This window comes from Natrinema pellirubrum DSM 15624, assembly GCF_000230735.2.
Lineage (GTDB): Archaea > Halobacteriota > Halobacteria > Halobacteriales > Natrialbaceae > Natrinema > Natrinema pellirubrum.
The window spans coordinates 3,464,288-3,477,070 of sequence record NC_019962.1 but is presented as its reverse complement, the minus strand read 5'-3'; the positions used below and the strand labels follow the sequence as shown (position 1 = coordinate 3,477,070).

The following is a 12,783-nucleotide window of genomic DNA, read 5'->3' as shown; positions in this document are numbered from 1 at the left end:
CCCGATGGTCGACGGGTCGACCCTTCAATCTATGGACGGGTACGGCCGCGAGTGGAGTGGAAAAAGCGCTCAGACGACGCGGTTCTCGAGCGTCTCACCGTCACGGAACCGGTCGTAGTTCCGGAGGAAGACGTCGGCACACCGCTCCCAGTAGTGGGGCGTGCTGCCGGCCATATGTGGCGTCACGAGGACGTCGTCGCGGTCCCACAGCGGCGACGACTCGGGGAGGGGTTCCTCCTCGAAGACGTCAAGCGCCGCGCCGCCGAGGTCGCCGGCCGCGAGCGCGTCGACGAGCGCGGACTGGTCGACGATCTGCCCCCGTGCGATGTTGACCAGTACGGCGTCCTCCGGCAGCGTCGCGAGCGCCTCGGCGTCGATCAGTCCTCGCGTCTCGTCGGTCAGCGGACAGGCGATCACGAGGTAGTCGCTCTCGGCGAGAACGGACTCGAGCTCGCCGGGACCGTAGATCTCGTCGACGCTCTCGGGCGCGTCGGTCGGGTCCCGCTTCGTCCCGATCACGCGGGCGTCGAAGGTTTGGCAGTAGTCGGCCACTTTCGAGCCGATCGCGCCGACGCCGACGATCCCGACGGTTCGGTCGCCGAGTTCCCCGCCCATGTAGCGCTCCCACTCGCGGTCGTCCTGCTGGGCGATCGCGCGATCGAAGCCGCGCTCGAAGTGCAACAGATAGCCCAGAACCTGCTGGCCGATCGGCTTCGCGTGGATTCCCGAGACGTTCGTCAGCGCCACGCCGCGGTCGGCCAGCGCGTCGTGATCGAAGCGATCGGTGCCGGCACTGAGCGCCTGTACCCACTCGAGCCCGTCGGCACCCTCGAGTATCTCGTCGGGGAGCCGGTGGGTGACGAGGACCTCGGCGTCGGCGACCGCCGCCGGGAGGTCGTCCGCGTCCTCGACGTGTTCGAGGTCGATCTCCGGCCGGCGCTCGCGGATCTCGGCGGTGACCAGCGGCCCGCCGCCCGAGAGGACGTGCGGGGAGACGACGACCTTCACGACTCGTCCTCGCCGTCCTCGAGTTTGTACTTCTGGATCTTGCCGGAGGTGGTGCGGGGGAGTTCCTCGATGAACTCCACCTCGCGTGGGTGTTTGTAGGAGGCGACGTTATCGAGGAAGTACTCCGTGATCTCCTCGGCCGTGATGTCCTCGCCGGGTTCGACGCCCGGCGCGGTGACGACGAACGCTTTCGGGACTTCGTTGCGGCGCTCGTCGGTGATCCCGACCACGGCTCCCTCGGCGACGGCCTCGTGTTCGGCCAGCAACTCCTCGAGTTCGCTGGGGTAGATGTTGTAGCCGGCCGAGTTGATCATGTGCTTTTTCCGGTCGACGATCTCGTAGTAGTTGTCCGCGTCCCGGCGGGCGATGTCGCCGGTTCGGAACCACCCGTCGTCGGTGAACGCTTCGTCGGTGGCGTCGGGCATCCCGTGGTACCCTTTCATGACCTGCGGGCCGCGGACGAGGAGTTCTCCCTCCTCGCCGATCCCGACCGTCTCCCCGCTCGAGTCGACGATCTTGGCCTCGGTCATGCGGGTCGGCTGGCCGATCGTCCCGTGGCGCAGGCCGAACGTCGAGTTGCGCTGGGAGTGGGTCGCGCCGTTGGTCTCGGTCAGCCCGTACCCCTCGGCCATCTCGACGCCCGCAGTCTCCTCGAACTCCTCTTGGACCGCGACGGACATCTTCGCGCCGCCCTCGCCGGCCGACTCGAGGCTGGTGAGGTCGTACTCACCGAAGTCGTCGCTGTTGATCATGTCGACGTACATCGCGGTGACGCCGACGTAGTGGGTGATGCCCTCCTCCTCGATCAGTGCCATCGCGGCGTCGCCGTCCCAGTTGGCCGCGCTGCGCAGATAGACGCTCCCGCCGCGGACGAGGGGCTGCCAGGCGGTGTGCGTGAAGCCGGTGATGTGATAGAGCGGCAGCCAGACGAGGCTTTTGACGGCCTCGCCCTCGAGGGTCTGCTCCTGTGCGAGGACGGAGAACGTCTGGGCCCGGAAGTTGCGGTGGGTCAACTGGACGCCCTTCGGTTTCCCGGTCGTCCCCGAGGTGTACGGCAGCAGCGCCACGTCGTCGTCGGCCCGCTCGACGAACCGCTCCTCGCCGCGGACGTTGTCGAAGGCATGGACGCCATCGTCGTCGGTGTCGCTATCGACGGAGATGACGATCGGATCCCAGTCGATCGCCTCGAGTGCCTCCTCGAGATGGGGCTCGAGGGCCTCGTGGGTGAGAACGGCCGCGGCCTCGGTGTCCTCGAGCTGGTAGGTCAGCTCGCGTTTGCGGTACTGGGGGTTGACCGGCGAGACGATCACGCCGGCTTTGAACGCACCCAGCGCGCCGATCAGGTACGGCGGACAGTTCGGCAGGTACTGGAGCATGATATCCCCCGGCTCGAGCCCCAGGTCGGCCAACCCGCCGGCAAAGCGGGCGCTCTCGGCTCTGAGGTCGTCGTGGGTCAGTGTCTGCCCGTGGTACTCGATCGCCTGCGCGTCGCCGTGCAGCCGAGCCGTCTCGTCGTGGAGCCGCGCGACGTTCCCTTCCCTTGCACTCTCGCTAACGCTTGCCAAATCCATGTCACACGATATCACGGAATGGTATAAAATAGTATCTCTCGGTAGCCGACGACGGTGGGGTCCCACTGATGTGTGACTCGATGTTCCACGGCCTGTGGTATCCCCTACCACAACTTATTTGCGTTCGGTCGAGATATCGGGAGACGATGATACGACCGGTACGACGGAGGGACACCCGTGGCTGAACCGATCCTCGCGGGCGTCGCCGAGAGCGACCTCGGCGAGACGCCCGACCGGAACTGGCTGGACAACGCCGCGATCGCGACAGTGCGAGCCCTCGAGGACGCCGGCTGCCAGCTAGCGGAGGTCGACGGCGTCGCAGTCGCCGGCGGCGACGACTACATGCCCGCGCTGGTACTGTCCGAGTACCTCGACCTCGACGAACCCTCGTTTCTCGAGGGGACCGAGATCGGCGGCTCGTCGTTCGAACACTTCTGTGGCCACGTCCGCGACGCGATGGCCCGCGACGAGGCCGACGTGGTGGTCGTCGCCTACGGCTCGACGAGCAAGACCGGCCCCGGCAGGGACCAGTCGCTCGAGGAGACCCACCCGATCGACGGCTTCGTTCGGCCGACGGGCCTCTTCCGGCCGCCGGGGGCCTACGCGATGGCCGCGCGCCGACACATGCACGAGTACGGCACCACCGAGGAACAGCTCGCGGAGGTCGCCGTCGCGACCCGCGAGTGGGCGTCGATGAACCCCAAGGCCGCCCAGCGGGAGCCGATCACGGTCGACGACGTCCTCGAGTCCCGGGAGATCGCCGAACCGTTCAACCTGCTGGACTGCTGTCTCGTCTCGGACGGCGGCGGCGCGGTCGTCCTCGTCAGCGAGGAAAAGGCCGCGGAACTGGGTGTGCCGGAGATCGGCGTCGCGGGCGTGGCGTCGACGAGTACCCACCGCCAAGACATCAGCGAGATGCCCGACATGACGACCACCGGGGCAGCGGTGACCGGCCCGAAGGCGTTCGACCAAGCCGGGATTACCCATGACGACGTCGACGTCGCCGAGATTTACGACTCGTTTACCTACACCGCCCTCGTGACCCTCGAGGACCTGGGCTTCTGCGAGAAAGGCGACGGCGGCGAGTTCGTCTCGGGCGGCACCACCGCGCCGGGCGGCGAGTTACCGATGAATACCCAGGGCGGCGGCCTCTCGTACTGTCACCCCGGTCACTTCGGGATCTTCGTCCTCATCGAGGCCGCCCGGCAGCTCCGGGGCGACTACGAGGGCGACCGCCAGGTCGACGACGCCGAGGTGGCGGTCGCCCACGGTACCGGGGGGTTACTTTCCTCGAGTAGCACCGTCGTCCTCCGGAGGGAATCATGACCGGGCAGGTCGAGGACCGCCGCGAGGACTGGGAGGGGCCGGTGCCGGTCCCGACCGGCTCGACGGCCCCCTTCTGGGCAGGTACGCTCGAGGGCGAACTGCGCTATCAAGAATGCGAGTGCGGCCACCGCCAGCTGTACCCGCGAGCGATCTGTACCGCCTGCGGGGCCGAGGACCCGCCGTTCGAGGCGAGCGAGGGTGTCGGGACGATCTACACCTACACCGTCTGTCACGTCCCCGGCGAACCCGGCTTCGGCGACCGGGTCCCCTACGTCGTCGGCGCGATCGACCTCGCCGAGGGACCGCGCCTGCTTGCGCTGCTCGACGCCGATCCCGACGATCTCGAGATCGGCGCGGCCGTCGGGGTGGCGTTCTGGCAGGTCTCAGAGGAAGCCGCGATTCCGGTGTTCGTACCGGAGTAAGAGTTCGAACGCGTCTTTTTTACTCGAGGTCGGCCGTCGCCGTCCCGGTCAGTAGCGTCTCGCCGTCGGTCGTCCGGGCCTCGAGTGCCGCCTCGACCGTGCCAGCGTCGGGGTCGACCTCGGCGACCTCGCCGCTCGCGACGACGGTGTCGCCGGGGAAGACCCGTGACTGGAACCGGACGCCGAAGCTCGTCACGTCCCGCAGGTCGAACCAGTTGGCGACGACCCGCGAGGTGACGCCGGCGGTGAACATCCCCTGGCCGAAGACACTCTCGTTGCCCGCCCCGGTCGCGTACGGTTCGTCGTAGTGGATCGGGTTGAAGTCGCCGCTTGCCCCGGCGTACTTGACGAAGTGCTTTCGCTCGAGGTCCTCGACGACGACCGTCGGGCCGGCATCGCCGGGCTCGAGGCCGTCGACCTCCCGGACCCGCTCGAAGTCGTCGACGGTCGGCGAGGGCATCGCGGGATCCGCTTCGGCGGTACCGCCGTCGGGCTCGGCCGGCTCGCCGTCGCTCGCGGAGTCCTCGGCCGCACTCTCGTCGCCGTCGTCGATCGCGCCCTCGGTTTCGATCGCCGTCGAGCGGTCGGTCAGGACGAGTTCGCCCTCCGGGGTTCGGTACTCGGTCTCGAGGACGGCGAAGGTCATCGTCCCCGCTCGACCCCCTTCGCGCTGGAAGACGTCGGCGAGGGTAGTCGTCCCCTCGAGAACGTCGCCGACGTAGACCGGGCGTTCGTACTCGTGGGCCTGCTCGCCGTGGATAACGTACTCCGGCTGGAAGGCTAGGTCGAAGCCCTTGCCGTCGATGTCGGCGGGGGTGTACCGCGGGAACCGGGCGACCTGCGAGTAGGTCAGCGGCGCGGGAACGCGATCGTGGCCCCGCTCGGCGGCGACCGACTCGTCGCGGAAGACGGGATCCTCGGCGGTGATCGCCCGCGCGAACTCCTCGACTTTGCCCGGCTCGATCCGGAATTCCTCGGCCGTGACCGTGGTGTCGCCGACCATCGCCTCGAGTTCCTCGATTGGTCTATTCGGCATCGTGGCCCTCCGTGGCTCTTCCGGTCGTCGCGGGCTGGTCGGTCGTCGCGTCGCGTCGCGCCTCGGTGCTGTGTCCGCGCTTCATTGCCGCCATGGTTTGTGGACGACTGACATAACAGTACCCTTCTCGGACGCCCTTCGTCCCGACTGGTCGAATAGCTTATACCGGCGGTCGATGAACACGGAGACGCTCATGGCAGTGACTATTACACTCGGGTATGGAGACCAGTCAGTAGAACGAACGCACATCGTGGAGGGCGACCGATGACGGTCGACCAGTTCAGCGTCGACGGAGAGACCGCGATCGTCACCGGCTCCTCGAGCGGGATCGGGAAGACGATCGTCGAGCGATTCGCCGACGACGGGGCGAACGTCGTCGTCACCTCGCGGGACATCGATAACGTCCAGCCGGTCGCCGACGACATCAACGAGAGCGAGCGGCCGGGCGAGGCGATCGCGATCGAGTGCGACGTGACCGACCGCGACGCGGTCGGGGACCTGATCGACGAGACGGTCGAGACGTTCGGCGGGCTCGACGTCCTGATCAACAACGCGGGGGCGAGCTTCCAGGCCCCGCCCTCGGAGATCAGCGAGAACGGCTGGAAGACCATCGTCGACATCAACCTGCACGGCACTTTCCACTGCTCGCAACTGGCCGTCGAGTACATGCGCGACAACGGCGGCGGCCGGATCGTCAACTTCGCCAGCGTCGCGGGCACCCGGGGCTCGAAGACGATGAGCCACTACGGCGCGGCCAAGGCCGGCGTCGTCAACTTCACCACATCGTCGGCGGCCGACTGGGCCGAGGACGGGATCTGGGTCAACTGTATCGCGCCCGGACTCGTCGCCACCGAGGGCGTCCGCACCCAGATGGGCGTTGAGGACGACGCCGACGAAATCGCCCGCACCTCGCCGGATCGTACCATCGGCAAACCCGAGGAAGTCGCCGACCTCGCGCAGTTCCTCGCCAGCCCCGCCTCATCGTACATGGTCGGCGAAACGATCGAGATCAAGGGCATCCCCCGCCTCGGCGAGTAACGACGCGTCGCCGCGAGCGCCCGACTCGAGTTCACGGTGGCCTCGGAGCCGACGCCCGACCGCTCGAGACGGGACCGAAACACGAACTGTGTTACCAGTACCTGCACACTTTTCAGGTCGAACGACAAATCAGGGCGAACATGGAGCTCGATATCGTTTCCGCGGAGACGCTCATGGAGTCGCCCTACGACGGCAACGTCGCCACCCTTCTCGAGCGGGCCGTAACCGAACACCCCGATACGATCGCGATCGAACACGCCGGCGAGACCATCACCTACCGCGACTTCGGCGACCGCGTCGCGCGCTTTGCCGACGGTCTGCGGGAACTCGGCCTCGCGGCCGGCGACCGGGTCGGCGTCTACATGCCCAACGGCATCGACTTCTGTACCGTCGTCTGGGCCTGCTGTCACGCCGGGATCATCGCCAGCCCGCTGAACCCCGAGTACCGTCGCCGCGAGATCGAATACCAGCTCGACCACGCCGACGCCGAGGCGGTCCTCGTGGAGGGGTCGGCCGACGAGTACGTCCGCGAGGCCGTCGCCGACCTCGAGACCGACATCGTCAGTGCGACGGCCGGCAGCGACCACCCCTCCCTGCCTGAACTGGGTACCGATACCGAGGCGGCGGTCGTCGACCGCGAGGACGAGGACGTCCTCCTCCAGCCCTACACCTCGGGAACGACCGGGAAGCCGAAGGGCGTCCTGCTGACCCACCGCAACTTCCGGGTCCAGATCGCTCAGGCCGTCTCCAGTTACAGCGCCGGCCCGATCAAGGGCGACGGCATCATCGTCCTGCCGATGTACCACATCACGGGGATGGTCGGCATGCTGTCCTCGCTGTGTGCCGGCCGGACGCTGCACCTGCTGCGGCCAGATCAGTGGGATCCCGAACTCGTCCTCGAGAAACTCGACGAACACGACATCCCGGCCTTCGTCGGCGTCGCCGCGATGTTTGTCGACTTGCTCGAGGCCTACGACCCCGACGAGTACGACCTGTCGACGCTGGTCCGAGCGGGACAGGGCGGGGACAAGCTCCCGCAGCCGACCCGGGAGGGGTTCGAGGAGGCCCTCGACGTACCGCTTACCGAGGGGTACGGGCTGACCGAGACGACCGCGACGAGTCACACGATCCGGTGGTCGTCGCTCGGCAATCGGCCCGGCAGCGTCGGCCAGCCGGTCGGGCACACCCGCTCGAAGGTCGTCGACGAGGACGGCGAGGAGGTCGAGCCCGGTGAGGAAGGCGAGATCCTCATCGCCGGCTCGCAGGTGATGAAAGGCTACTACAAGAACCCCGAAGCGAACGAGGAGGTCTTCACCGAGGACGGCTTCTTCCGGACCGGCGACATCGGGACCCGCGACGAGGACAACTACTACTACATCAGGGGCCGCGAGAAGGAGATGATCCTGACCGGCGGCTACAACGTCTACCCCCGCGAGATCGAGGACCTGCTGTACGACCACCCCGAGATCCACGAGGCCGCGGTCTTCGGTCTCCCCGACGAGCGCCGGGGCGAGACCGTCGCCGCCGCGATCACGCCCGCCGAGGGAGCCGAGATCTCCGCCGAGGACGTCGAGTCGTACGTCCTCGACGAACTCGCGCCCTACAAACACCCCCGTATCGTCGAGGTGCGCTCGGAACTCCCCAAGACCGGCAGCGGAAAGATCCGCAAGACGAAGTTGCGCGACGAGATCGCCGACGAACGCGGGCTCGAATCGTGAGACGGATACCCGTGCGCGCTCGAGTCGTCGACCACTGCCACCATGTCTGAGGAGGCCACCTACTCGACGGGGGAGATCCGGACGATCGCGCTCGCGGTTATCGCGGGGGTTTTCTTCGGCGGCGTCGCGACCGGGGTCGCGTTCCCGACGCTGCCGTTGCTCGACGAGAAACTCGTCATCTCCGCGGTGATGTTGAGCATCATCCTCTCGGCGAACCGGATCGGACGGCTGTTCATGAACACGCCGGCGGGGACGATCATCGACCAGTACGGCGCGCGGACGCCGATGATCTTCGGGCTGTTCACGCAGGCGCTCGCGCCCTTTGGATACATCGTCGGGCTGCACACGCCGCCGACCCACCTCGGGACGCTCCCCCTGCTTGGCGACGTGTCGCTGCCGGGGCTGGTCTTCGTGCTGGCGCGGCTGTTCTGGGGGGTCGGCAGCGCCTTCGTCTTCATCGGCGCGTTCGCGACGATCACCTACGTCACGACGGCGGACAACCGCGGCCGCTGGGTCGGCTACATGCGGGGCGGGCAGTCGCTCGGCTTCCCGACCGGGCTCGTCCTCGGCGGTCTGTTGACCGACCTCGCCAGCATGCAGACCGCCTTCCTCACGGCGGGCGTTCTCGCCTTAGTCGCTGGCACCGTCGCGACGCTCGTCCTCCCCGACGTTCACGGCGGTGCCGACGAGGGCAGAGCTGCCAAGCTCCGCGAGGTCCCCGCCCTGCTCGCGGCCAACCCGACCGTCGTCCTGATCGGCTACGGCAACTTCGCCGTCCGCTTTCTCTGGGGCGGGATCATCCTCTCGACGCTGGCCCGCTACGCCAGCGACTACGGCCTCGAGCTGTCGGCGCTGGGCGCGGCCGGCATCAGCGGGATCGTGATGGGACTGGGCGTGATCACCTCGGGGTCTATGACGATCGTGACCGGCTGGCTCTCGGACATGGTCAGCGATCGGACGCTACTGACGGTGCCGGCGTTTCTCGCGATGGGGGCGGGCTTTCTGGTGATCGCCTACGTGCCCACCATCGAGGCGCTGCTCGGGGCGATCGTCCTCGTCGGCGCGGGGATGGGGGCGGCCGCGCCCGCATTGCTGGCGATCATGGGCGATCTCACCCCCGGCGACGAACTCGGCCGGATGGGCGGGGTCTATCAGGTGATGGGCGACGTCGGGCTCAGTCTCGGCCCCCTCGTCGCCATCCCCGCGGTGGACCTCTGGTTCGGGTACCAGCTGACCTACGTCCTCTGTGCGGCGCTCGTCCTCAGTTGCCTGACGATCGTCTCGCTGCCGCTGCTTCGCAACCCCGAGGTCACGCGGACGGGCGTGAAAGCGGACTGAGGTTGCCGAGGCCCGAACCCGAACCCGAACCCGAACCCGTCTCCCTACGCTCGTGCGCGAAGCTTTCATGTTCGGCCGGGTGTATTGCTACATGTTACCATGGTGGGTTCACGCCTGCGGAGTGCGGTCGTCCGGGTGCGGCCGTGGCTGCCCGCGGTCGCGGTGGCGCTCGCTGCGGGACTGGCTGCCGTCGCGGGGTCGTATCTGGCCGTCGGCCGGCGGCCGGCGTTCGTCGTGACGCCGTTCGACCGACTCGTCGTCGCGCTCAGCCCCGACGCGCTCATCACCTTCGCGATCACCCAACTCGGGACGCTCGGGCATCAGCTGGCGTTTCTGCTGGCCATCGCGGTGGCCTGTCTCGCGTTCGGATTGGCTGCTCTCCCCGGGGTGGCGCTCCTGCTGGGACGCGGTCCCGCCGCCGGGCTACTGGACCGGGGACGTGGGAAAGCCGTCGTCGGCGTCCTCCTCGGACAGGCCCTGCCGTCGGCGCTCGCGTTCGGACTCACGCGCTCCCGGCCGTCGGCGCTCGGCACCGCCGCCGGCGCGGGGATCGTCCTGCTCGTGGCCGCCGTGGCGACCGTCCTCGCCGCCGGCACGGATCGCCCACTCGGCTCGCTCGAGCGGCGACGCGTTCTCGGTTCCCTCGGGACGGCGATCGGCGTGAGCGCGCTCGCCGTTTTCGTCCACGGGACCGGCGAGGAGTCGTTCCCCTCGCCCCTCGAGATCCCCGAGGACGCCCGCCCCGCGGTCCGGGAATCGCTGACACGCGCGAAAGAGCAATCGCTCGCAGTCGAGGGCCTCGAGCCGCTCGTCAGTACGGACTTCTATCAGGTGGACATCGGCAACGTCGATCCTGCCGTCGACCGCGACGAGTGGTCGCTCTCGATCACGGGGGCAGTCGCCGAGGAGCAGGAGTACGACTTCGGGGACCTCGAGGCGATGGCACTGGAAGACCGCTTCGTCACGTTGCGGTGTGTTGGGGACCAACTCAACGGTCGCCAGATGGACACCGCCCTCTGGAGCGGCGTGCCCGTCGCCGACCTGCTCGAGGCGGCGGAGCCGTTGGGCGATCGGGTGATCCTGCACGGGGCCGACGACTACTACAACGAGTTCCCGATCGACGCGCTGTGGCCGGGGCTGTTGGCCTACCGGATGAACGGCCGGCCGCTACCCCGGGCACACGGTGCGCCGCTGCGCGCGCTCGTGCCGGGCCACTGGGGCGAGATCAACGTGAAGTGGTTGACCGAGATCGAGGTCCGGGACGAAGACACCATGGGCTACTGGGAACACCGCGGCTGGCACGGCACCGGGCCGGTCGAAACGGTCGCCAAGCTCTGGCAGGTCAATCGCTTCGACGGCGGCCGGTACGAGGTCGCCGGGCACGCCTACGCCGGCACCAGGGGGATCGAGGCCGTCGAGGTGTCGACCGACGGCGGCGACACCTGGACCGAGGCCGACCTCTCCGAGCCCCTGCCCGGCGACGACGTCTGGCGGCAGTGGCGTCACGAGTACGGGGCCGGCGGGCGCCACGAGGTGATCGTCCGGGCCCGCGACGGGGACGGGAACCTCCAGATCCCCGAGGAGGACGGCCCGAAGCCCGACGGCGCGACCGGCTGGGTGTCCGAAACCGTCGGCCCGCAATGACCGGCCATGACCGGGTGTTTCCCCGCCTGAACGTCGGCCACCCACCCCCGTGACCTGTCCGCATCCACGTTTTATACCTGTACGAGATATTATGATAATTCCCCATCAGGACGGATAACGGAGGTGCTTCGGGTGAATCCCCCGAGTAAACTGGTGGAAAAAACATGAACGTTTATATGGGAGTAGCAGGATGTTAGCAGTGGACAAGAGTGATTGTGAACCAATGACACGGGATTCCATCAACAGGCGACGGGTGCTTACGGGTGCAGGTGTAGGACTTGCGGGGGCAATGGCCGGTTGTCTCGGTGGCGGTGGCGGTGACGACGACGTCCAATTCCTGACGGACTACTACAACGACGCGTGGCAATCGGTCTGGGACGACCTCGAGCCCCAGTTCGAGGACGAGACCGACATCCCGGTCTCTATCGAGGAAGCGGGGATGTCCGGAAGTCAGGAGTCGCGGCTCTCCCAGCTGATTCAGTCGGGCAATCCGCCGGAAGCGAACACGTCTACGTTCGACCAGGTGGCCGACATCTGGGAGACGGACCAGCTCGAGACCGTCAACGACGTCGTCTCGTCGATCGAAGAGGTAAACGGGGAACTGAACGCCGGCGGCGCGTTCCTCGGTGAGGGAGACGACATCTATCAGATCCCCCACGGCGTGTACGTCTCGAACTTCCAGTACCGCCAGGACGTCTACGACGAACTCGGACTGGACGAGCCCGAGACGTTCAGCGACGTCCTCGAGAACGCCGAGGTGATCGACAACGCCGGCGGTGATCTCGAGGGCATGCGCGGCTACGGGCTAGCCGGGGCGAAGACCGGCAAGAGTCAAGACGAAATGCTCGTTTTGCTCGCGAGCGCGGGCATTTCCGGGACCGGCCTCGTCTGGCAGGATCCGGACACCCGCGAGGAGCTCGAGATCTCGTGGCCCGAAGACACGGTGATCGAGGTACTGGAGTACGTGGATGAACTCTCACAGTACTCGCCGGATCCGACCAATATCGGCTGGGCCAGCTCGCTCAGCAGCTGGGTACAGGGGGAATACGCCCAGTGTTACCACCTCAACGCGTGGCCGGTCGGCGTCACCGCACAGACTGCCGAGGCCAACGACAGCGACGGGCTGCGTTCGGTCGCCGAGAACACCGAGATCATCCCCTATCCGATGCTGGACGGCGTCGATCCGGACGAGAACTGGCTGTCCGCGCCGGCCCCCGACGGCTACCACATCTTCGCGAACTCCGAGCGGCCGGGCGACGCCAAGGAGTGGTTCGAGTGGCTCTACGCCGATAGCATGGAGCGCACCGTGAGCTTCTACGAGACGGACCCCGGTCGGTTCCTGCCGACCTACTCCGACGTGCTGGAATCGGACGCGTTCCAGAACCAGGACATCTTCGAGAATCACGGCCACTTGCTCGAGAAACTCCAGTACGTCCAGGACGAGATCTGGGGCAACCACTACGGCAGCGTTGACGAGGCCAACACCTCCTCGCCGGTATCACTGTACATGCAACGGCAGTGGTTCTACGGCGAGATGATCAACAACGTGGTCACCGACTCGATGACGCCACAGGAGGCCTACGACTGGGGGTACGGGGAACTCGAGGACGCCTTCGCAGAGGCACAGGACACGTTCGGATAATCGGTGCCGGACGGCCGACCCTCTTTCGGCCGTGTGAGCG

General features: G+C 67.3%; 10 protein-coding genes. 7 read left to right on the top strand and 3 right to left on the bottom strand.

Annotated features, from left to right (window positions below; genetic code table 11):
• Nucleotides 1-69 precede the first annotated feature (69 nt).
• Nucleotides 70-1,008: a D-2-hydroxyacid dehydrogenase gene (locus NATPE_RS16885; RefSeq protein WP_006182804.1), complete on the bottom strand. Its 939-nt coding sequence runs from the start codon at nt 1,006-1,008 to the stop codon at nt 70-72.
• Nucleotides 1,005-2,579, bottom strand: a complete 1,575-nt coding sequence (locus NATPE_RS16880) for a class I adenylate-forming enzyme family protein (protein ID WP_006182803.1) — start codon at nt 2,577-2,579, stop codon at nt 1,005-1,007. The genes NATPE_RS16885 and NATPE_RS16880 overlap by 4 nt, the downstream gene beginning before the upstream one ends.
• 177 nt (nt 2,580-2,756) lie before the next feature.
• Here NATPE_RS16880 and NATPE_RS16875 point away from each other — a divergent pair, with 177 nt between their 5' ends.
• Together NATPE_RS16875 and NATPE_RS16870 are read left to right on the top strand one after the other, a co-directional pair.
• The gene (locus NATPE_RS16875; protein ID WP_006182802.1) at nt 2,757-3,905 is read left to right on the top strand and encodes an acetyl-CoA acetyltransferase; all 1,149 of its coding nucleotides are present in this window, start codon (nt 2,757-2,759) and stop codon (nt 3,903-3,905) included.
• Nucleotides 3,902-4,327: a Zn-ribbon domain-containing OB-fold protein gene (locus NATPE_RS16870; RefSeq protein WP_006182801.1), complete on the top strand. Its 426-nt coding sequence runs from the start codon at nt 3,902-3,904 to the stop codon at nt 4,325-4,327. The genes NATPE_RS16875 and NATPE_RS16870 overlap by 4 nt, the downstream gene beginning before the upstream one ends.
• Nucleotides 4,328-4,346: 19 nt before the next feature.
• Here the strand turns inward: NATPE_RS16870 and NATPE_RS16865 are convergent, their stop codons facing one another.
• Entirely contained in the window at nt 4,347-5,363 is a 1,017-nt protein-coding gene (locus tag NATPE_RS16865; protein ID WP_006182800.1) for an FAS1-like dehydratase domain-containing protein, read from the bottom strand.
• Between the two features lie 264 nt (nt 5,364-5,627).
• Here NATPE_RS16865 and NATPE_RS16860 point away from each other — a divergent pair, with 264 nt between their 5' ends.
• The 5 genes from NATPE_RS16860 to NATPE_RS16840 all read left to right on the top strand — a co-directional run bounded on the left by NATPE_RS16860 (nt 5,628) and on the right by NATPE_RS16840 (nt 12,743).
• Nucleotides 5,628-6,401: an SDR family NAD(P)-dependent oxidoreductase gene (locus tag NATPE_RS16860; protein ID WP_006182799.1), complete on the top strand. Its 774-nt coding sequence runs from the start codon at nt 5,628-5,630 to the stop codon at nt 6,399-6,401.
• Between the two features lie 140 nt (nt 6,402-6,541).
• Nucleotides 6,542-8,119: a class I adenylate-forming enzyme family protein gene (locus NATPE_RS16855; protein WP_006182798.1), complete on the top strand. Its 1,578-nt coding sequence runs from the start codon at nt 6,542-6,544 to the stop codon at nt 8,117-8,119.
• Nucleotides 8,120-8,161: 42 nt separating this feature from the next.
• Nucleotides 8,162-9,457 carry an MFS transporter gene (locus NATPE_RS16850; protein WP_006182797.1) on the top strand — a complete coding sequence of 432 codons (1,296 nt, stop codon included), beginning with the start codon at nt 8,162-8,164 and terminating at the stop codon, nt 9,455-9,457.
• A 99-nt stretch (nt 9,458-9,556) separates the two neighbouring features.
• On the top strand, nt 9,557-11,101 hold the full coding sequence (locus tag NATPE_RS16845) for a molybdopterin-dependent oxidoreductase (RefSeq protein WP_015299236.1): 1,545 nt from the start codon (nt 9,557-9,559) through the stop codon (nt 11,099-11,101).
• Between the two features lie 289 nt (nt 11,102-11,390).
• Complete coding sequence (locus NATPE_RS16840) at nt 11,391-12,743, top strand: ABC transporter substrate-binding protein (protein ID WP_006182795.1); 1,353 nt, start codon at nt 11,391-11,393, stop codon at nt 12,741-12,743.
• The last annotated feature ends 40 nt before the right edge of the window (nt 12,744-12,783 follow it).